At 66.2% G+C, this 19,881-nt stretch carries 17 protein-coding genes; 10 read left to right on the forward strand and 7 right to left on the reverse strand.

Annotation, left to right across the window (positions count from 1 at the left end):
- The first annotated feature begins 22 nt into the window (after positions 1 to 22).
- Together G6N42_RS04625 and G6N42_RS04630 are read left to right on the forward strand one after the other, a co-directional pair.
- Positions 23 to 2,020: an APC family permease gene (locus G6N42_RS04625; RefSeq protein ID WP_163726701.1), complete on the forward strand. Its 1,998-nt coding sequence runs from the start codon at positions 23 to 25 to the stop codon at positions 2,018 to 2,020.
- Positions 2,017 to 3,258, forward strand: coding sequence for a class I SAM-dependent RNA methyltransferase (locus G6N42_RS04630; RefSeq protein WP_232076073.1), 1,242 nt, complete (start codon positions 2,017 to 2,019; stop codon positions 3,256 to 3,258). Before G6N42_RS04625 ends, G6N42_RS04630 begins: the two co-directional genes overlap by 4 nt.
- 51 nt (positions 3,259 to 3,309) lie before the next feature.
- Here the strand turns inward: G6N42_RS04630 and G6N42_RS04635 are convergent, their stop codons facing one another.
- Both G6N42_RS04635 and G6N42_RS04640 read right to left on the reverse strand, forming a co-directional pair.
- The gene (locus tag G6N42_RS04635; RefSeq protein ID WP_163726705.1) at positions 3,310 to 3,771 is read right to left on the reverse strand and encodes an Rv1443c family protein; all 462 of its coding nucleotides are present in this window, start codon (positions 3,769 to 3,771) and stop codon (positions 3,310 to 3,312) included.
- Positions 3,772 to 3,810: 39 nt separating this feature from the next.
- Positions 3,811 to 4,257 (reverse strand): GbsR/MarR family transcriptional regulator, encoded by a 447-nt coding sequence (locus G6N42_RS04640; RefSeq protein ID WP_163726708.1) that lies wholly within the window; start codon positions 4,255 to 4,257, stop codon positions 3,811 to 3,813.
- A 112-nt stretch (positions 4,258 to 4,369) separates the two neighbouring features.
- Here G6N42_RS04640 and G6N42_RS04645 point away from each other — a divergent pair, with 112 nt between their 5' ends.
- Genes G6N42_RS04645 through G6N42_RS04655 form a run of 3 tightly spaced genes read left to right on the forward strand, consistent with a single transcriptional unit; the run spans position 4,370 to position 6,737 of the window.
- Positions 4,370 to 5,275: an ABC transporter ATP-binding protein gene (locus G6N42_RS04645; RefSeq protein WP_163726711.1), complete on the forward strand. Its 906-nt coding sequence runs from the start codon at positions 4,370 to 4,372 to the stop codon at positions 5,273 to 5,275.
- Positions 5,272 to 5,985 (forward strand): fluoroquinolone export ABC transporter permease subunit, encoded by a 714-nt coding sequence (locus tag G6N42_RS04650; protein WP_163726713.1) that lies wholly within the window; start codon positions 5,272 to 5,274, stop codon positions 5,983 to 5,985. The genes G6N42_RS04645 and G6N42_RS04650 overlap by 4 nt, the downstream gene beginning before the upstream one ends.
- Positions 5,985 to 6,737 carry an Rv2686c family ABC transporter permease subunit gene (locus G6N42_RS04655; protein WP_163726717.1) on the forward strand — a complete coding sequence of 251 codons (753 nt, stop codon included), beginning with the start codon at positions 5,985 to 5,987 and terminating at the stop codon, positions 6,735 to 6,737. Before G6N42_RS04650 ends, G6N42_RS04655 begins: the two co-directional genes overlap by 1 nt.
- A 21-nt stretch (positions 6,738 to 6,758) precedes the next feature.
- Here G6N42_RS04655 and G6N42_RS04660 read toward each other — a convergent pair whose 3' ends face one another.
- Together G6N42_RS04660 and G6N42_RS04665 are read right to left on the reverse strand one after the other, a co-directional pair.
- Positions 6,759 to 8,387: an ABC transporter permease gene (locus tag G6N42_RS04660; RefSeq protein WP_163726720.1), complete on the reverse strand. Its 1,629-nt coding sequence runs from the start codon at positions 8,385 to 8,387 to the stop codon at positions 6,759 to 6,761.
- Entirely contained in the window at positions 8,387 to 9,307 is a 921-nt protein-coding gene (locus G6N42_RS04665) for an ABC transporter ATP-binding protein (protein ID WP_163726722.1), read from the reverse strand. Before G6N42_RS04665 ends, G6N42_RS04660 begins: the two co-directional genes overlap by 1 nt.
- A 204-nt stretch (positions 9,308 to 9,511) precedes the next feature.
- On the opposite strand from G6N42_RS04665, the gene nhaA reads away from it, so the two are divergent.
- Complete coding sequence (gene nhaA, locus G6N42_RS04670) at positions 9,512 to 10,858, forward strand: Na+/H+ antiporter NhaA (RefSeq protein WP_163726725.1); 1,347 nt, start codon at positions 9,512 to 9,514, stop codon at positions 10,856 to 10,858.
- Between the two features lie 9 nt (positions 10,859 to 10,867).
- The gene (gene dxs / locus G6N42_RS04675; protein WP_163726729.1) at positions 10,868 to 12,781 is read left to right on the forward strand and encodes a 1-deoxy-D-xylulose-5-phosphate synthase; all 1,914 of its coding nucleotides are present in this window, start codon (positions 10,868 to 10,870) and stop codon (positions 12,779 to 12,781) included.
- Here dxs and G6N42_RS04680 read toward each other — a convergent pair.
- Positions 12,762 to 14,411: an alkaline phosphatase D family protein gene (locus tag G6N42_RS04680; RefSeq protein ID WP_163726732.1), complete on the reverse strand. Its 1,650-nt coding sequence runs from the start codon at positions 14,409 to 14,411 to the stop codon at positions 12,762 to 12,764. The two genes, dxs and G6N42_RS04680, sit on opposite strands and share 20 nt — an antisense overlap.
- A 69-nt stretch (positions 14,412 to 14,480) precedes the next feature.
- Here G6N42_RS04680 and G6N42_RS04685 point away from each other — a divergent pair, with 69 nt between their 5' ends.
- The gene (locus G6N42_RS04685; RefSeq protein ID WP_163726735.1) at positions 14,481 to 15,389 is read left to right on the forward strand and encodes an alpha/beta fold hydrolase; all 909 of its coding nucleotides are present in this window, start codon (positions 14,481 to 14,483) and stop codon (positions 15,387 to 15,389) included.
- On the opposite strand, the gene G6N42_RS04690 is transcribed toward G6N42_RS04685, so the two are convergent.
- On the reverse strand, positions 15,382 to 16,677 hold the full coding sequence (locus tag G6N42_RS04690; RefSeq protein WP_163726738.1) for an HRDC domain-containing protein: 1,296 nt from the start codon (positions 16,675 to 16,677) through the stop codon (positions 15,382 to 15,384). The genes G6N42_RS04685 and G6N42_RS04690 overlap by 8 nt on opposite strands.
- A 3-nt stretch (positions 16,678 to 16,680) precedes the next feature.
- Positions 16,681 to 17,265 carry a DUF3000 domain-containing protein gene (locus tag G6N42_RS04695; RefSeq protein WP_163726742.1) on the reverse strand — a complete coding sequence of 195 codons (585 nt, stop codon included), beginning with the start codon at positions 17,263 to 17,265 and terminating at the stop codon, positions 16,681 to 16,683.
- A gap of 189 nt (positions 17,266 to 17,454) precedes the next feature.
- On the opposite strand from G6N42_RS04695, the gene hemE reads away from it, so the two are divergent.
- Together hemE and G6N42_RS04705 are read left to right on the forward strand one after the other, a co-directional pair.
- On the forward strand, positions 17,455 to 18,504 hold the full coding sequence (gene hemE / locus G6N42_RS04700; RefSeq protein ID WP_163726744.1) for a uroporphyrinogen decarboxylase: 1,050 nt from the start codon (positions 17,455 to 17,457) through the stop codon (positions 18,502 to 18,504).
- Positions 18,501 to 19,877 (forward strand): protoporphyrinogen oxidase, encoded by a 1,377-nt coding sequence (locus G6N42_RS04705; protein ID WP_163726748.1) that lies wholly within the window; start codon positions 18,501 to 18,503, stop codon positions 19,875 to 19,877. Before hemE ends, G6N42_RS04705 begins: the two co-directional genes overlap by 4 nt.
- Positions 19,878 to 19,881: the final 4 nt, after the last annotated feature.

Raw genomic sequence — 19,881 nt, forward strand, 5'->3', positions numbered from 1 at the left:
TCTGCGCTTACCCTTGGCACTCGTGTCAAAGCTTTCGACCGTCACGCGGCGGCTGGTTCTGGGCCGTCCGTTCCGCAGCGACAAGCTGTCGCACACCCTGCTGCCCAAGCGGATCGCCCTGCCGGTGTTCGCCTCCGACGCCATGTCCTCCGTCGCCTATGCACCGGAGGAGATCTTTCTGGTGCTCTCGGTCGCGGGCCTGGCGGCCTACTCGATGGCGCCCTGGATCGGACTGGCCGTCGCGGTGGTGATGATGATCGTGATCGCCAGCTACCGGCAGAACGTGCACGCGTACCCGTCGGGCGGCGGCGACTACGAGGTGGTCACCACGAACCTCGGCCCGACCGCGGGCCTGACGGTGGCGAGCGCGCTGCTGGTGGACTACATACTGACGGTGGCGGTGTCGATGGCCTCGGCGATGTCGAACATCGGGTCGGCGGTGCCGTTCGTCGGCCAGCACAAGGTGTTGTTCGCCGTCATCGCGATCCTGCTGCTGGCGTCGATCAACCTGCGTGGCATCCGGGAGTCCGGCACCGCGTTCGCAATTCCCACCTATGCCTTCATGTTCGGCATGTACGTCATGTTGGGCTGGGGGTTTTATCAAATCTATGTTCTCGACAGGCCGCTGCAAGCGGAGTCGGCGGGCTTCGAAATGCATTCGGAGCACGGCGAGATTCTCGGTTTCGCCTTGGTGTTCCTTGTCGCGCGGGCGTTCTCCTCCGGTAGTGCCGCGTTGACCGGCGTGGAGGCGATCAGTAACGGCGTGCCGGCGTTCCGGAAACCGAAGTCGCGCAACGCGGCAACGACGCTGGCGCTGCTTGGCGCGATCGCCATCACGTTGTTCATGGGCATCATCATGCTGGCCAAAGCGACGGGTGCGCAGATCGCTGAGCGCCCCCATGAACAGCTCGTCGGCGCACCGCCCGACTATGACCAGAAGACCCTCATCGCTCAGCTCGCCGACGCGGTCTTCCACAATTTTCCCGTTGGGCTCTACCTGATTGCCGGCGTCACGGCGCTGATCCTGGTCCTGGCGGCCAACACCGCATTCAACGGCTTCCCGGTGCTGGGATCGATACTGGCGCAAGACCGTTTCCTGCCCCGCCAGTTGCATACCCGCGGCGATAGGTTGGCCTTCTCCAACGGCATCCTGTTTCTCGCACTCGCCGCAATCGCATTCATCGTCGCGTTCCGCGCCGAGGTCACAGCGCTCATTCAGCTGTATATCGTCGGGGTCTTCGTATCCTTCACCCTCAGCCAGATTGGGATGGTCCGCCACTGGACGCGGCTGTTGCGCACCGAGACCGAGCCCGCCGTCCGTGCCAAGATGAAGCGTTCCCGAATCATCAACTCCATCGGGTTGCTCTGCACGGGAACGGTTCTGATCATCGTCGTGGTGACGAAGTTCCTCGTCGGTGCCTGGATTGCCATTCTTGCGATGGGCGGATTGTTCGTGATCATGAAAGCCATTCACAAGCACTACAACACCGTGGCGCGCGAACTGGAGGCGCAGGAGGCCGAAGAGGCCGACGGCATGGTGTTGCCGAGCCGCAACCATGCGATCGTGCTGGTGTCCAAGCTGCACCTGCCGACCATGCGGGCGCTGGCCTACGCCAGGGCCACCCGTCCCGACGTGCTCGAGGCGATCACGGTCAGCGTCGATGACGCTGAGACCCGTGCGCTGGTGCACAAATGGGAGGACAGCGACATCAGCACGCCGTTGAAGGTGATCGCCTCGCCATACCGAGAGATCACCCGCCCGGTGCTCGACTACGTCAAGCGGGTCAGCAAGGAGTCGCCGCGCACCGTCGTGACGGTGTTCATTCCCGAGTACGTGGTGGGCCACTGGTGGGAGCAGGTGCTGCACAACCAGAGCGCGCTGCGACTCAAGGGCAGGCTGTTGTTCGAGCCGAACGTGATGGTGACATCGGTTCCATGGCAATTGAGTTCGTCGGAGCGCCTGAAAACGCTCGCGCCACAGTCCGCTCCTGGCGACGCACGCAGGGGCTTTTTGGATTGAGCGGCGACGGAAAGGTCGACGGGTCGCCCGGCTCGTCGTCCGAACTCACCTTGACCGTGGGGCCACCTGCCAACGGCGGCAGTTGTGTCGCGCGCCACGACGGGCGGGTGGTGTTCGTGCGCTATGCGTTGCCCGGTGAGACGGTCCGCGTCCGGATCAGAGACGGCGCCTCGGATCGCGGATCATATTGGCACGCCGACGTTGTCGAGGTCATCGAACCGTCCGCCGACCGGGTCGACCCGATCTGCCCGATCGCCGGGGTGGACGGTGCCGGTTGTTGCGATCTGGCATTCGCCGATCCGGCGGCGGCGCGGCGGCTGAAGGGTGCGGTGGTCGCCAATCAGCTGGAGCGGTTGGGCGGATACGCATGGCGTGACGAGGGCGACGCGGTGGCCGAGCAGGTGGGCGAGGGCGGGGCCACCGGCTGGCGAACCCGAGTGCGATTGGACACCTCCGCGCGGGGCAAGGCGGGATTTCACCGCTACCACAGCGCCGAGCTGGTCACCGATCTCGATTGTGCGCAGCTGCCGGCGGGCATGCTCGACGGCGTCAACGACTGGGTCTGGCCGCACGGTGCCCACGTGCACGTGGCGGTCGACGACGACGGTGACCGCCACGTCGTGCAGTCGGGTCCGCGGGAGGGCCGCAAGTCCACCACGCACGTCATCGAAGGCGAATACGAGGCGGTGCAGCGCGTCGGGGACCGCGTGTGGCGGGTACCGGTGACCGCGTTCTGGCAGGCGCACCGCGATGCTCCGCGGGTCTACAGCGAGCTGGTGACCGAATGGGCGCAACTGCGCCCGGGCATGACGGCATGGGATCTATACGGTGGGGCAGGGATTTTCGCGGCGACGCTGGCGCGCGCCGTCGGTGACACCGGGAAGGTCCTCACCGTCGACACGTCGCGCGGGGCGTCACGCTCGGCGCGCGCGGCGCTTGCCGACCTGGGGTGGGTTTCCGTCGTCACCGACTCCGTGAGAAGGGCGCTGACCGGTCAGCGGGGGAGGCCCGACGTCGCGGTGCTGGACCCGCCGAGAACGGGAGCCGGTCGCGAGGTGATCGACCTGCTGGCCGACGCCGAGGTGCCGAGAGTGATCCACATCGGTTGTGAGGCCGCCTCGTTCGCCCGCGACATCAGGCTGTACCGAGGCCACGGATATGCCGTCGAAGATCTGCGGGTGTTCGATTCGTTTCCGTTGACTCATCACATCGAGTGCGTCGCCGTGCTGACGCGTTGACTTCCCCGGCTGCGCGTGGGCCCAGTGCTCAGGGCGATCGGCGCGAGCCGGTCAGCTGTCGAAGTGCCGCTGCAGCCGTCGCTGTCGATGCCCGAACAGCGCGCGAATCCCGGCGCCGATCACCGGCGTCAGCACACGCAGGGGAGTGCGTAGCTCGAACGTGAGGCGGTCGCGCACAACGGTTTTCGCGTCGCCATCGGGCTCCAGCATGCGTTCGTGGCGCCAGCTGCGCATGGACAGCATCGTCGACTGCTCGTCGAAACCGCGGCCCGGCCATAATTCGGCGATCATCAGGTCGTCGTAGTCGAACGGCAACACGCCGAACAGTCGCATCCAGCAGCGGCCGACCGGGGTTCCGATGGGCACGGTGTCCACGGTGAGGTCTTTGGCGCCGCGCGGCATCGACATCGTCATCCACGGCCGTAGTTCGTCATTGATGCCCTCGGGTGTGACCACGCGGGCCCACACCCGGTCGACGGGCGCATCGACAAGGCTCTGTCGTTCGATGATCATGACGCTCAAAGGTATCCGACGTCATCGCCCGGCAGACGCCTACCGCTGCCGCCAGCGGTCGAGCAGCGCCGGAATCTCATCCAATAGGAATGCATAGAAGTCGCGCATCTGAGTGAGACGTTGATGGGCGAGGCCGTCCTCGGGTGTGGCCGCGATCCCTGCCTCGGCCGCCTTCAGGACGGCGGTCGTCACTTCGTTCTGATTCGTATATTGGACGGCCCACGCGTCATCGCGCAGCCGGTAGTGGTCCCGCCGGCTTCCCGGCGCCGGCACGCGCTCCACAAGTCCTACGGAGCTGAGCATCTTGAGAGCTCCCGAGATCGAGCCTGTGCTGGCCTGCAGCTGTTCGGCGAGGTCACCCATGGTCATGGCCGGATCCTCGGTGAACAGCAACGATGCTAGAACTCGCGCGGTCATCCGCTGCAGACCGTGTGAGCTGAGAACGAGCGCGAGCTGCTCGGCGGTCTCCTGGGGATCCGAGGCCATAACAATCTCCGGTCAGAGTCTTCAAAGATTTCTGAAGAGTCAGTATAGTCAGCGACGGCGCTCCGGGAAGTCTGGTCGGAACTGGTATTCGCGTACCCAGAGGAGACCGTCCATGGAGAGTGTCGCCCCGGCGGCCACGCCGCCGTCCACCACTGCTGAGGTGATCCGCGTCCGCGGTTTGACCTTCGCCTATCCGAAATCGACACAGCCGGCAGTGCGCGGCATGGACTTCTCGGTGGGACGAGGCGAGATCTTCGGATTTCTCGGTCCCAGTGGTGCCGGCAAGTCGACCACGCAAAAGCTACTCATCGGGTTGCTTCGCGGGCACGGCGACGAGGCAGCGGTGTGGGGTCAGGACCCGCTGACATGGGGTCCGGACTATTACCAGCGCATCGGGGTCTCGTTCGAGTTGCCGAATCACTATCAGAAGCTCACCGGCCTGGAGAACCTGAGATTCTTCGCCTCGCTCTACGACGGCGACACGCTGGATCCGATGGAACTTCTCGGCGCAGTGGGTCTCGCCGACGACGCTGACACCCGAGTTGGCAAGTACTCCAAGGGAATGCAGATGCGTCTGACGTTCGTCAGATCGCTGATCAACGACCCGGACCTACTTTTCCTCGACGAGCCCACTTCCGGTCTTGATCCGGTGAACGTGCGCAAAGTCAAGGACATGATTCTTGGTCTAAAGGCGCGGGGCCGCACTGTCTTCCTCACGACGCATGACATGGCCACCGCCGACGAGCTTTGCGACAGAGTCGCCTTCGTGGTCGATGGCCGAATTGTCGCCATGGACACGCCGGCCGAACTGAAGATCGCCCGCAGTCAACGACGGGTCCGAGTCCAGTTCCGCGGGGAGAACGGCAGTCTGGAGGCCGCCGAGTTCGCCATGGACGGCCTGGCCGACGACCCCGCGTTTCACGCTGTGCTGCGAGATCACCACGTCGAAACCATTCACAGCCGCGAGGCCACCCTGGACGACGTCTTCGTCGAGACCACCGGAAGGCAACTGGCATGAAACGGCTCACGAGTGCGTTGCGGCTCGAGGTTACGCTTCAAGTCAGGCAGAAGTTTCTGCATGCGGCGGTCTTCTCCGGGCTCATCTGGCTGGCAGTCTTGCTGCCCATGTCGCACGCCCTGCGTCCGATCGCTGAGCCATACATTTTGTTGGGCGACATCGCGATCATCGGGTTCTTCTTCATCGGAGGTTCGGTGTTTTTCGAGAAGCAGGAGCGCACCCTCGGTGCCGTCATCTCGACACCGTTGCGGTTCTGGGAGTACCTGTGCGTGAAACTCGCTGTGCTGTTGGGTGTTTCAGTTCTCGTAGCGCTCATCGTAGTGTCGGCCGCCCACGGATTCGCCTATCGGCCACTCCCTCTGCTGACCGGTCTGGTGCTCGGCACCTTGTTGATGCTGCTCGTCGGATTCATCACGTCGCTCCCGTTCTCTTCGGTCAGCGATTGGTTCATGTCGGCGACCGGCCCTCTGGCAGTGATGACGGGCCTCCCGGTGCTGTATTTCTCCGGGGTGTGGGTGAGTCCGGTGCTTTACCTGATCCCTACGTTGGGGCCGCTGCTGCTGCTGGGCGAGGCGTTCGATCAAGTGACACTGGCCCCGTGGCAGGTGGCCTATGCCGTGCTGTATCCACTCGCAGGTTTGGTGGTGCTGTTCTTGGTAGCCAGGGCGCTGTTCGGCCACTACGTCGTGGCAAGATCGGGAGGTATGTGATGACTTCGATGACAACGTCGGTGAAGGCGCTTGCGGCGTTCGGCCGCAACGACATTCGTGGAACCTACCGTGATCCGCTGTTGGTCATGATCGTTCTGGCGCCCGTCATCTGGACTGTCGGAGTCGTCATCCTGGTCCCGTTGTTCACCGACATGTTAGCGGCACGATACGACTTCGATCTGGTTCCCTACTATTCACTCGTTCTCACCGGCTTCCTGCTGCTGACGAGCATCATCATCACGGGCGGACTCGGCGCCTTCCTTGTGCTCGACGAGGTCGACGCAGGCACGATGACCGTGCTGCGGGTGACCCCGGTGCGGTTGTCGACATTCTTCGCCTACCGTGCGGGCACCGTCATGGCGTTGACGACCGTATATGTGGTCGCGACGTTGTCGTTCAGCGGAATACTCGAACCAGGTCTCGTTCCCACCCTTGTTCCGATCGGGCTGCTGGCCGGATTGTCGGCGGTCGTCACCCTGTTGCTGATCGTTGCCGTCGCGGCCAACAAGATTCAAGGCATCGCCATGCTGCGCGGCCTTGGCATGTTGATCGCCGGGTTGCCGTGCCTTCCGTGGTTCATCGACTCGGCCTGGAATCTGGCTTTCGGTGTGCTGCCGCCGTATTGGGCGGCGAAGACGTTCTGGGTCGCCAGCGAGCACGGCACGTGGTGGCCATACCTGGTCGCCGGTACGGTCTACAACCTCGCGGTTGCCTGGTTACTGTTCCGGCGATTCGTCGCCAAGAACACATGACGACGAGATGTGAATGCCAACTCAGGAGGTCAAATCGCGGAGGCGGTAGCCCGCGATCCCCAATCCGGTAAGCGCTCCACCCACAACCAGGAACGCAATTGTCGCCGGAATGTCGGGTGAGACCGACGGCACCGCCGCGATATGCACGTATGGAGAGATGTCCAGCACCCACGCGGGGGCCTGCATGCTGTCGGCGATGACGTTGAGCAGAAACCCCCCGACCACAGGTAGCGCGCCGATAGCACCCACCGTCGACGGGAGCCAGCCGACGGCCAGGGCTGCCGCGCCGAGCGCCAGCCACCCAACCGGGGCGGTGTTGAGAGCTCCCGCGAGTGCATCGCCGATACGCAGTGGGGCGCCGGTCAGCGCCGCGCCGCTCCACATGGCGGCTGCTGCGACGAGGTGCAACGAGACCAATCCCACTGCGGTAACCGCTATCTCCGTGCCCAGCAGGCGCTCGCGAGACAACGGCGAGGCGAACAACACGGTCCACCGGCGCGCCCGCTCGTCACCTACGAATGCTGCGAGCCGCGTTACGCAGTACAACCCGGTCGCGATGGTCATCAGGCTGAACAAAGCCGCAGCGAAACCCTCCGCCGAGTTCAGACCCGCGAAACCCGCAGCGGCGGCCAATTCCGCGAAGCGAGGGTTTTGCTCGAAGAAGTCCAGTATGGAAGCGATCACCGCGCCGATGATCAGGAAGTAGGCGCCGATTCCCGCAGCCCACCCGACCGTGGGACGCAGGGCGCGCCGCGCGGCGAAACCGTTGATCGAACCCAACAGGCTGGTGCGCGGCGGGCGTCGTGTCGAGAGAGTCAACAGTCCGGTACCAACGTCGCGGCGGCTCGCTGCGTGGGTGGCGCCAACCGCGAACGCGACGGGATAGCACGCCAACACCAGCAAGGGGGCAATCCGGTTCTCGGCGTAGGGCGCCACGCGTGCGACGAGACCGAATGGGCTGAGCCAGGCGGACCATGCGAATGCCGCGACTCCGTCGGAGAGCATCCGAACCAACAATGCGGCACCGAGGAACCCCACTGAGAGTCCGACTGCGGACTGCCGGTTCGGCATCACCTGAGCGGCCACCAACCCGACGGAAGCAAATGTCAGCGTCACACCGAGAACGCACGCCGCGTACAAAATGGCGCCGAAAGCGTCGGTACCGGCGGCCATCAACCCGAGGCCGACCCCTGCACTGATGACCGTGGCCGAACCGGTCAGCGCTATCAGGTAGCGACGCACGACCTCTACGGTCCGGATCGGTCCGGAAAGCAGAAGATCCCAGCGCCCGGCGTCTTCCTCGCCGCGGGTGATTCGGACGGCCGTCAGCATGATCCACACACCGGCGAGCACGAGCACCGGTGTACCTGTCCGCCACACCGTGAACCCGCCCGGATCGTCCAGCGCCACCGGCGCGCCGAAAAGAACTCGTATGGCTGGGTTTTCGGCCAGCGCTCGCAGTGCGCTTTGACTCAACTCACCGCGGAAGGTGGACTGGTACTGGGCGGCGACCAACGTCGACATCCCTGCGCACACTGCGGCGACGAGCAGCGTGCCACGTCGCACTTGTCGGGCCGCGAGCCGGGTGACGGCTCGCCCGGCCGGCACCCGCCGGGCGAGCGCGTGGCGCGCGGCGAGGGTTGCGGCCATCACGACGCCTCGCCGTAGTAGTCGAGGAAAATCTCTTCCAGCGTGGGCTCGTGCATCGCGACCGTCGTGACGTCGACCGCGGCGAGGGCTCGCAACGCCGGCGTTGGTGAGCCAGACACGTTGAAGCGCAGGTGTTTTTCTCCGAGTCGCTCAAGATCGGTGATGCCGGGCACGTCCATGAGGCTCGGCTCGGCGTCGCGGTAGGTCACTTCGATGCGGGTTCGGCGCAGCCGACGCAACTCGCCGATCGTGTCGATCTCGACGAGCCGGCCGGCTCGCAAGATGGCGACCCTGTCGCAGAGCGCTTCGACTTCGGCCAGTTGGTGCGAACTCAGGAACACCGTTTGGCCACGTTCACGCGCCTCGAGGACACAGCGCCGAAACTCACGCTCCATCAAGGGATCGAGGCCGCTGGTCGGTTCGTCGAGCACCAACAAAGGAGCCTGGGTGGCGAAGGCGGACACGATCGCGACCTTCTGCCGGTTCCCGCTGGAATAGTTCTTGGCCCGCAGGTCCAAGTCCAAGGCGAAGCGTGCCACCAGTTCAGCTCGGTACTCGAGGTCGACCCCGGGGCCCACGTTGCCGGTCACCTCGAGGATCTCCGCGCCGGTCATCGTCGGCCACAAGGCGACATCGGCAGGGACGTACGCGAGGTGGCGGTGGGCGCGGCGGACGTCGTCGGCGCGGTAGTCGAAGATCATGGCGGTGCCGGCGGTGGGCCGGATCAGTCCGAGCAGCATGCGGATTGTGGTGGACTTGCCCGCGCCGTTCGGGCCGAGGAAGCCGAACACTTCCCCTCGTGCGACGGTCAGTCTCAGGTCGTCGACAGCAACGAGTGACCCGAATCGTTTGGTCAGTCCCTCGGTTCGAATGGCGTCGTCGCACTCGGCGCGCGCAGGCGCGGATGACGTGGGATACATCGGAGGCCCTTTCACGGTCGGTCAGCTGGCAGCCGACCAGACTTCCCGGCACTCCTGGTGAGGAATCTACTCGCGCGCAGGCTCACGCACCAGGTTGTCTGGCGACGACGCTTTCGGGCGAATGGCATAGGGTGGTTTCAGGTGTGCCGGGAAGTCTGGTCGGCGATTCCTTCAGCGACCGGCGACTACCGATTAGGCGAATACTTGAGCACCGATCCACTTCGTCGCTTCCCACGCGGAGCGCTGTTCTCACGGGGCTCGTGGGCGGAAACCAGCCGCGTCACGTCCATTCTTCGCAAGGAAACCGTCGGCGGGGCGATCCTGCTGGTGGCCTCGGCCATCGCGTTGATATGGGCCAATTCGCCGTGGTCGGCGAGTTACTTCGGGCTTCGAGATCTGGAGATCGGCGGTGAACCACTGGGTCTCCATTTGAACCTGACGCTGGGCGAGTGGGCCGCCGACGGGCTGCTCGCGATCTTCTTCTTCATCGTCGGACTGGAACTCAAGCGCGAGTTCGTCGCGGGTGATCTGCGCGACCCGAGCCGTGCCGCCCTGCCGATCGCCGCCGCCGTCGGGGGAATGGTGGCGCCGGCGCTGATCTTCATCGCGGTGACCGCCCATGTCGGCGATGGCGCGACACGGGGTTGGGCGATCCCGACCGCGACCGACATCGCGTTCGCAGTTGCTGTACTCGCCGTCATCTCGACACACCTGCCGTCTGCGCTTCGTACCTTCTTGTTGACACTCGCGGTGGTCGACGATCTCTTGGCAGTCACGGTGATCGCCGTTTTCTACACCGAAGACATCAAGATCTGGGCGCTGGGCCTGTCAGCTGTACCGCTGGCGCTTTTCGCGCTGTGTGTGCAGCGGCGGGTCGATTCATGGTGGCTGCTGGTGCCGCTCGCTGCGGCCACCTGGGTGCTGATGCACGAGTCCGGTGTGCATGCCACAGTGGCCGGCGTGCTGCTCGGCTTCACGGTGCCGGTGGTGCGCTCAGCTGCGGCCGGTGGTCCTGACGCGGGCCCGGGATTGGCCGAGCATTTCGAGCACAAACTGCGCCCGTTGTCGGCAGGTGTCGCAGTGCCCGTTTTCGCGTTCTTCGCCGCCGGGGTGTCAGTCGGTGGATTCAACGGACTGATCACTGCGTTGAGCGACCCGATCGCCTTGGGCATCGTGCTCGGACTCGTCGTGGGCAAGCCCGTCGGCATCTTCCTGACGACCAGGGTGCTGGCCGCAGTGACCCGCGCCACCCTCGACTCTGCGCTGCGGTGGATCGACGTGCTCGGCATCTCGATGCTGGCGGGCATCGGGTTCACGGTTTCGCTGCTGATAGGTGACCTCGCGTACGGCTTGGGATCGCATCGTGACGAAGTCGTCAAGATGGGCGTGCTGACCGGGTCGGTGTGCGCCGCCGTGGTGGCAGCGGTGCTGTTGCGGCTGCGGAACAGGCAATATCGGCGCATCCACGAGATCGAAACCGCCGACGCCGATCTTGACGGTGTGCCCGATGTCTACGAGTCTCGGCAGGACCGCACCGAACCTGGTGCGTAGACTGACGGGATGCTTGAACAGATCCGCGGCCCCGCTGATCTGCAGCACTTGACCCAGTCACAGATGAGTGAACTGGCGCAGGAAATCCGCGAATTCCTGATTCACAAGGTCGCTGCAACCGGCGGACACCTCGGCCCGAACCTCGGCGTCGTCGAGCTTACGCTTGCGCTGCATCGGGTGTTCGACTCGCCGCACGATCCGATCATCTTCGACACCGGACACCAGTCCTACGTGCACAAGATGTTGACGGGCCGCATCCGTGATTTCGACTCACTGCGCAAGAAGGGCGGCCTGTCGGGCTACCCATCGCGCAGCGAGAGCGAGCATGACTGGGTCGAATCCAGCCACGCCAGCGCCGCATTGTCGTATGCCGACGGCCTGGCCAAGGCCTTCGAGCTGTCGGGGCATCGCAACCGTCACGTGGTCGCCGTCGTCGGCGACGGCGCACTCACCGGCGGCATGTGCTGGGAGGCGCTGAACAACATCGCCGCGTCCCGGCGCCCTGTCGTGATCATCGTCAACGACAACGGCCGCAGCTACGCGCCCACGATCGGCGGCTTCGCCGAGCACATGGCCGGACTTCGCCTGCAGCCCGGGTACGAGCGCGTGCTCGAGGAGGGCCGCAAGGCCGTCCAGAAGGTGCCGATCATCGGCGAGATCTGCTACCAGTGCATGCACAGCATCAAGGCCGGCATCAAGGACGCGCTCTCGCCGCAGGTGATGTTCACCGATCTCGGCCTCAAGTACGTCGGCCCGATCGACGGCCACGACGAGCACGCGGTCGAGTCCGCGCTGCGGCATGCGCGCGGCTTCAACGCGCCGGTGATCGTGCACGTGGTCACCCGCAAGGGCATGGGATACGCCCCGGCCGAGAACGACGAAGCCGACCAGATGCACTCCTGCGGTGTCATCGACCCCGAGACAGGGCTGGCGACATCCGTGCCCGGTCCCGGGTGGACGTCGGCGTTCTCTGAAGCACTCATCGGCTATGCCGCCCGGCGGCGCGACATCGTGGCCATCACCGCCGCGATGCCCGGCCCGACCGGTCTGACCGATTTCCGGAAACGGTTCCCCGACCGATTCTTCGACGTCGGCATCGCCGAACAGCATGCGATGACGTCGGCCGCCGGTCTGGCGATGGGCGGCATGCACCCGGTCGTGGCGATCTACTCGACGTTCCTCAACCGGGCGTTCGACCAGGTCATGATGGATGTCGCGCTGCACAAGCTGCCCGTCACGATGGTTCTGGATCGCTCCGGCGTCACCGGTCCGGACGGCGCCAGCCACAACGGCATCTGGGACCTGTCCATGCTGGGCATCGTCCCGGGCATGCGGGTGGCCGCCCCGCGCGACGGCGCGCGTCTGCGTGAGGAACTCGGCGAAGCACTCAACATCAAGGACGGGCCGACCGCCATTCGGTTCCCGAAAGGTGATGTCGGCGAAGACATTACGGCCGTCGAGCGCCGTGGCGGCATCGACGTGCTCGCGGTCCCGGCCGACGGCCTGTCCGACGACGTGCTGATCGTGGCCGTCGGCCCATTTGCGGCGATGGCGTTGACGGTCGCCGAGCGGCTGCGCAACCAGGGCATCGGGGTCACTGTCGTGGACCCGCGGTGGGTCCTTCCGGTGCCCGCTGCCCTTGGTGAGCTGGCGGCCGCGCACAAGCTGGTGGTCACCATCGAGGACAACGGCGTGCAGGGGGGTATCGGTTCGGCGGTGTCGGCGGCGCTGCGCCGGGCAGAGATCGACGTGCCCTGCCGCGACGCCGGGTTGCCTCAGGAGTTCTTCGCACACGCATCGCGCGGTGAGGTGCTCGCCGACGTCGGACTGACGGACCGCAACATCGCCCGCCAGATCACCGGCTGGGTGGCGGCTCAGGGGTCCGCGGTCTCCGAGGCCGAAGTCAGCCGCCAGCTCGATTGAGCGGTACCCGGCCCACTTCCTGCAACGCGTCGGTCTCGCTTGGCTGCTCGAAAAAGACCTGGGCGCTCCGGCCGTCGACCTCGACGGTTGCGATGGTATTCCCGAACAGCGGGCCGCAGACGTTAGTCCAGGCCACTGGCGGCGATGGCACGCCGGAACGCCGCACCCACCAGCGGGTCAGGGCGGCCGCGGGCTTCGTCCAGCCAAGGAGGAAGGCAGGCTTGACGAACAGCGGTACGTAGTTATGCACGGGCGAACACACCAGCTGATGCACGGTGGACCCGTCGGGTGATACGCCGTCGACCTCGGCGCGGGCGGCATAGCTGTGATGCACGTCGCCGGACAGGATGCTGATCGTGGACGGCCCATCGGGATGATTGGCGATCCGCGCGATCATCTCGCCGAGGCGCACCAGTGACTTGTAGAACGCTGGCCAATGCTCGAAATCGCCTGCCTGCCTGAGCTTTTCGCCGAGCCTTCCGCGCCAGCCGTCACGTTCGGTCGCCTGCTCGTTGAGCGTCTCAAGATCGCCGATCGCCGGGGGCATCAACCACGGCACCGACGACGCGAGCAACAGGTGGTCGAGTGTCTCTGGATTCTCCTCGGCTTTCGACTCGACCCAGCGGAACTCCTTCTCGCCGATCATCATGCGCTCGCCGGAATCCAGAATTCGGCCGTTGCGGGAGTCGATCATGATCAGCCGGGTGCGCCCGAGGTCCCACCGATAGCTGAACCGGACGCCCTTGTTGCTATCGACCTCGCGGTCGGCTTTGTCGGCCACTTCGGCCAGGTGCGGCCAGGTATCGCCCTTGATGGCCAGCAACTGCTGGTAGTCGTCGTTGTCCGCCAGCTCGTGCGGGCTCAAATTGCCGAGGTGCTGGTACACCCAATAAGACGCCAGACCCGCGCGGATTCGGTCGTGCCACCATTCCAGGCCTGCCATCTGCGCGCGCCATGCCTTCGAGGTGTTCCAGTCGTCGCGGATGTCGTGGTCGTCGAAGATCATCGCCGTCGGCACGGTCGACATCAGCCACCGGATCTCCGGGTCGCCCCACGAATGCCGGTACAGCCGCTCGTACTCGGCGAAGGTGACGACCTCATCGGGCGGCCGGTTGCCGTGCCGGTTGCGCCTGCGGCCTGCCACCCGGCGCACCTCGTCGGGCGGAAGCTCGTCGGCGTAGAGCTGGTCGCCGAGCAGGATCAGCGCATCGGGCCACTTGTCGATGGGCAGATCGCGCATCCGTTTTGCGTAGGAGTCCAGCGCGTCGTGCTTGAGTTTTTTCTCGACCTTCTTGACCTCAGTCTTCGGGTAGCGGCACGACCCGAAGATCGCGCGCAACCGGTGCGCCGTGTCGGGGCCCCGGGTCCGGATGACGCTGGGTGGAAATTTCGCGAAGGCCGGGTCGGTGAGCGGCCATACCGTCTCCCCGTTGAACGTCACCTGGTACTCGGTCACGCTGTCCGGCGTCAGCCCGGTGACCGTGACGAGTGCGAAGTGATGGCCCTGCACCTCGAACGTCCGCGCCGAACAGCCCAGAATGTCGACGGTGCCCGCGCTTTCGGTCTGCACCCACACCAGTGCGGTCGTATCAGCGACGTGCCGCAGCGTCGGTCCGAGGAGCAAGCTCACCAAGTCGACATTAGGGCACCTCGCGGGCCGCGTCCTGAAGTCACGACCGGCTCGTGACAGAGTCTGGTCATGGATGCTGAACTCGAACGCTGGAAGGCTGCCGGCCGGCACTTCGACTATCTGGGCTTCGATATCTTCTACCGGGTCGACGGGCCGCCGATCGGCCAGGCACCCGTCCTGCTGGCGATTCACGGCTACCCGTTCAACTCATCGGATTGGTCGCTGATCTGGCCCGCATTGGTCGAGCGGTTCACCGTCATCGCACCCGACATGATCGGTATGGGCTTCTCGGCCAAACCCGTCGCCTACGGCTACTCGGTGCATGATCACGCAGACATGCATGAGGCATTGCTCGACCATTTGAACGTCGAGGTCTGCCACATGCTCGCGCACGACCTCGGCGACTCTGTCGGCCAGGAGTTGTTGGCCCGCAGCGAGTTCGGTCAGCATGCGTATGGATCGCTGCGCTACCAGTCGATCACCTGGCTCAACGGCGGAATGTTCAACGAGACCTACACACCGCGCACCATGCAGAAGCTGATGTCCGGGACACCGCTCGGCGATCTGATGAGTCCGTTGCAGGGCAGCCCGCTGTCGCGACGCATCGTGGAGCCGACGATCAACGAGATGTTCGGCCCCAACACCAAGCCCTCACGCGAGTTGATGAACCGATTCCACGAGATTCTCGAATACAACGACGGCAAGCGGGTGATGCACAAGGTCGGACGATTCCTGGCCGACCGGTACACCCACCGCAATCGTTGGGTGCGCGCCATGCGTGAGACCGCGGTGCCGATGCGGCTCATCGACGGGCCCATCGACCCTAATTCCGGTGCCCACATGGCTCGCCGGTATGCCGAGGTCATCCCCGACGCCGACGTGGTGATGCTCGCCGACGACATAGGTCACTGGCCGCAGATCGAAGCCCCCGACGCGGTGCTGAAGCACTTCCTGGCCCACGTCGACCGCGTCAGCTAGTCGCCTCGCCGTCAGATGTGGCGGGGTCGGGGTACAGCGCGTCCGCGAGCACGGGGTCGACGAGCTCGCGCTGCCACCGCCGTGCCCCAGCCTCGCGCAGGAAACCGTCGATCGCCGCCTCGGTCGCCTCCCGTGACGGCAACGGCTGCCAATCCCAGCACAACCGCCGCACGATCTCCGGGGTGATGACGTTTTCGGTGGGCACCGAAATGCGCTGGGACAGTTCGGTGATGCCAGACCGTGCCGCCTCCAACCGGACTGCGGCTTCGGGCTTGCGGCGCGCCCATCGTGATGCAGGTGGGGGACCGGTGGACGGTTCCTGCGACGTCGGTGGGTCGTCGGTGGTTCGTGCACGCGCGAGCGCCTCCAGCCAAACATGAGCCATTCGTCGTTGCCGTGAGCCCCCGAAAACCGGAAGTGCGGTGAGCTTTTCGACCGTATCCGGGTCGGCGGTGGCGGCATTGACGATCGCCGCGTCGGGCAGGATGCGTCCCGGCGCAATGTCACGGCGCTGCGCGATGTGATCGCGCGTCGTCCACAGCTCGCGGACCGCCGCCAGCGCGCGTGCGTCACGGATCTTGTGGATGCCCGACGTGCGCCGCCAGCGGTCCCGGCGCGTCGGCATGGCCTCGATCGTCCGCAGATATTCGAACTCCTCTGCGGCCCAGTCGGATTTGTGCTGCTCCTGGAGAACAGCGGCGATCGCGTGGCGCAGGTCGAGCAGCACTTCGACGTCGAGCGCCGCGTAGTTCAACCATTCGTCCGGCAGCGGCCGCTGCGACCAGTCCGCAGCGCCGTGGCCCTTCGTCAACTGCAGGCCGAGGAGCTTCTGCACCATCGTGGCGAGGTTCACCTTGTCGTAGCCGGCGAGGCGGCCTCCGAGTTCGGTGTCGTAGAGCTTCGTCGGCCGCATACCGATCTCGGCAAGACAGGGCAGGTCCTGATCAGCCGCGTGCAGCACCCACTCATCGGTGGCCAGCACCTTCGCGACCGGAGCCAGCGTGGCGACGGGATCACCGCCGTGGTTGACGGGGTCGATCAGCACCGTGCCCGCACCGGCCCGACGAATCTGGATCAGGTAGGCGCGATTCGAGTAGCGAAAGCCTGAGGCGCGTTCGGCGTCGACAGCGAAAGGCCCTTCGCCGGATGCCAAGAGCTCAGCGGCTTTTTCGATATCGCGTGCGCTGACGGACAGGGCGGGGACGCCGTCGCGCGGCGCCAGCAGCGGTGTGGCTTCCGGCTCATCCTCCGAGCCCGTCTCGGGGCCGGCCTCTTGGGGGTCGGCCATGCGTCAGGCGCGCGTGCGGGAGCTCAAGTCGGTGACACCTGACGGCGGCAGGCCGGCGGCGTGCTCGAGCACCTCGCAGAACGCTTCGACATGTGGTCCCAACTCCAGGGTGGTCGCCGTCCACGACGCCCGCAGTTCCAGCTGGTGGGCGCGCGGGGGACCGGAGATGTCGCCGTAGCGCACCGACGTCGTCGCGGTGACGGTGCCGCCCAGTGCGGTGACGTGTTCGGCCCGCGATTCCAGGGCGTCGACGAGCCAGCTCCACGCCACTTCGGGCAGCAGCGGGTCGACGGCTTCACTGGAGTCCAGGTCCGCCTGGATATACGCCACGAGACGCATCGTGCCATCCCACGCTTCGGCGCCCTCAGGGTCGTGCAGCAGGATCAACCGTCCGAACGCGTCGCCCTCGGAGCGCTCCGGAACGATGGCCGTCTCGGGATGGCGGACCTCCGCGCCCAGCGCATAGCTGTACGGCGCCAGCCGCTGAGGCGGGCGAATCGGGCCGAGCTCGATCTCCGCGCGGACGGTGGTGGCATTCATCGCCGCCACCGCTTCGCGAAATTGAGCCGGTTCGGCGGCGGTGGTCACCGTTCGAAGCTAGCCCCATTTGGCCAGGTGTGTGCGCAGGCGCGCCGATTTCGCCCGGTGAGGGGATCTCCCGTGGTCAGGCGTTGTTTGCTGCGCCCACCCAGGGCCCTACCTGTCCACAGAGCGAAGTGGGGGTCGCCGGAGCGCGAATTGGGGTGTTGCGGGGCGCACATGGCAGCATTGGACACGATGACTACCCGCCGCGACCTGCCCGACTCGCCCTATCTCGCCGCCGCTTCAGGCCGCAAGCCGAGCCGCGTGCCGGTGTGGTTCATGCGGCAGGCCGGACGTTCGCTGCCCGAGTACCGGGCGCTGCGGGCGAAGAACACGATGATGCAGGCCTGCTTCGACGCAGACCTGATCACCGAGATCACCCTGCAGCCGATTCGCAGGCACGGCGTGGACGCGGCGATCCTGTTCTCCGACATCGTCGTGCCGCTGCGGGCCGCGGGCATCGAGCTCGACATCGTGCCCGACGTCGGACCGGTGATCGAGCACCCGGTGCGCTCCATCGGCGACGTCAACGCGATCAAACCGCTTGAACCGGAGCAGGTTGCACCCGTGGCCGACGCCATCACGCAGCTGACCGCCGAGCTCGGTGACGTCCCGCTCATCGGCTTCGCGGGAGCGCCGTTCACGCTGGCGTCCTATCTCGTCGAGGGTGGCCCGAGCCGTAACCACGAGCACACCAAGGCGATGATGCTCGGCGAATCCGATACCTGGCACGCGCTGATGACGGCGCTGACCGACGTGACCATCGCCTTCCTGCAGACGCAGGTCAGCGCCGGTGTGGATGCCATCCAGCTGTTCGATTCGTGGGCCGGGACGCTCTCGCTGGCCGACTACCGCACCTACGTGCTGCCGCACAGCTCACGGGTGTTCTCGACCCTCGCGGACGCCGGTGTGCCGATGACCCACTTCGGGGTGGGCACCGCCGAACTGCTCGGCGCGATGGGAGAGGCCGGAGCCACCGTCGTCGGCGTCGACTGGCGTACCTCGCTGGCCGACGCCGCGACACGCGTTCCGCCCAATACGGCGCTGCAGGGAAACCTTGATCCGGTCGTGCTGCTGGCGGGCTGGCCCGTCGTCGAACGGGCGGCGCGAGCCGTCGTCGAGGACGCCCGTCGCGCGATCGACGCCGGAGCCACCGGCCACATCTTCAATCTCGGCCACGGCGTGCTGCCGCCCACCGACCCCGGTGTGATCACAGAACTGGTCTCGTTGGTGCATTCGCTGTGAGCATGTCGTATTGCGTTGTCGGCGGCGGTATCTCAGGTCTTGTCGCCGCTTACCGGCTGCGAGTGGCGGCGGGCCCTGACGCGTCGATAACGCTGTTCGACCCGGCCGACCGACTCGGCGGCGTGCTACGTACCGAGCGGATCGGCGGCCAGCTGATGGACGTCGGCGCGGAGGCGTTCGTCGCCCGCCGTCCCGAGGTGCCGGCACTGCTGGCCGAGCTGGGTCTGAGCGCAAGACAGATCGGCACCACGGGGGCGCGGCCGCTGATCTACAGCCAGGGACGTCTGCATCCCTTGCCGACCGGCACGCTGCAGGGCATTCCGGCGCATCCGGGCGCGCTGGCCGGGCTCGTGGACGACGCGACGCTGGCCCAAATTCGCGACGAACGAGCACGGCCGCTGCGCTGGCGTCCCGGCGCCGACCCCTCGGTCGCCGAGTTGGTCGGGGACCGCTTCGGGGACCAGGTGGTGGCCCGCTCGGTAGATCCCCTGCTGGCAGGTGTGTACGCGGGGTCGTCGGCCACCATCGGCGTCCGTTCGGCCCTGCCGGCGCTGACGGCGGCGCTGGACCGCGGAGCGCGCAGTCTGACGGACGCGGTGCGTGACGCGCTGGCGGCGTCGGGTCCGTCGGTGGCGACGGGCTCGGTGTTCGGGGCGATCGAGGGCGGCTACGCGGTGCTGGTCGACGAGCTCGTCCGGCGCGCGGGTGTCCACTGGCTTCAGGTCACCATCGAGCGGGTCGACCGATCGCCGCGCGGCTGGGAAATCGTCGACGACGAGGGCGTGCGCCACCACGCCGACGCGGCGGTGTTGGCCGTACCCGCACCGCGGCTCGCCCGCCTTGCCGAGGGCGTCGCTCCGCGCACCGCCGCGGCGGCACGACGTATCGGGGTGGCGTCGAGTGCGCTGGTGGCGTTGGCACTGCCTGGTGGCACGCCGGTGCCGCAACAGTCCGGGGTGTTGGTGGCCGGGGGAGAACGGTTGCGCGCCAAGGCGATAACCCTGTCGACGCAGAAGTGGGGCCGGCGCGGCAACGTCGAGCTGGTGCGTTTGTCGTACGGCAGGTTCGGCGACGATCTGGCCCGAAGCGCGGGTGACGAAGAGCTGCTGGCGTGGGCGGGGCAGGATCTGGCCACGGTGTTCGGGGTGACTACGGATCCCGAGGACTGTCACGTCCAGCGGTGGATCGACGCGATGCCGCAGTACGGGCCCGGGCACGGCGCACTGATCGCCGAGCTGCGGGCCGGCCTCCCGCCGACCTTGGCCGTCGCGGGCGCTTATCTGGACGGCATCGGCGTGCCTGCGTGTGTGGGCGCGGCAACCAAGGCGGCTGCGTCGCTGGTCACCGTCGCAAGAGCGACGAATAAAGCCTGAGCCC

Source organism: Mycobacterium gallinarum (genome assembly GCF_010726765.1).
Classification (GTDB): Bacteria; Actinomycetota; Actinomycetes; order Mycobacteriales; family Mycobacteriaceae; genus Mycobacterium; species Mycobacterium gallinarum.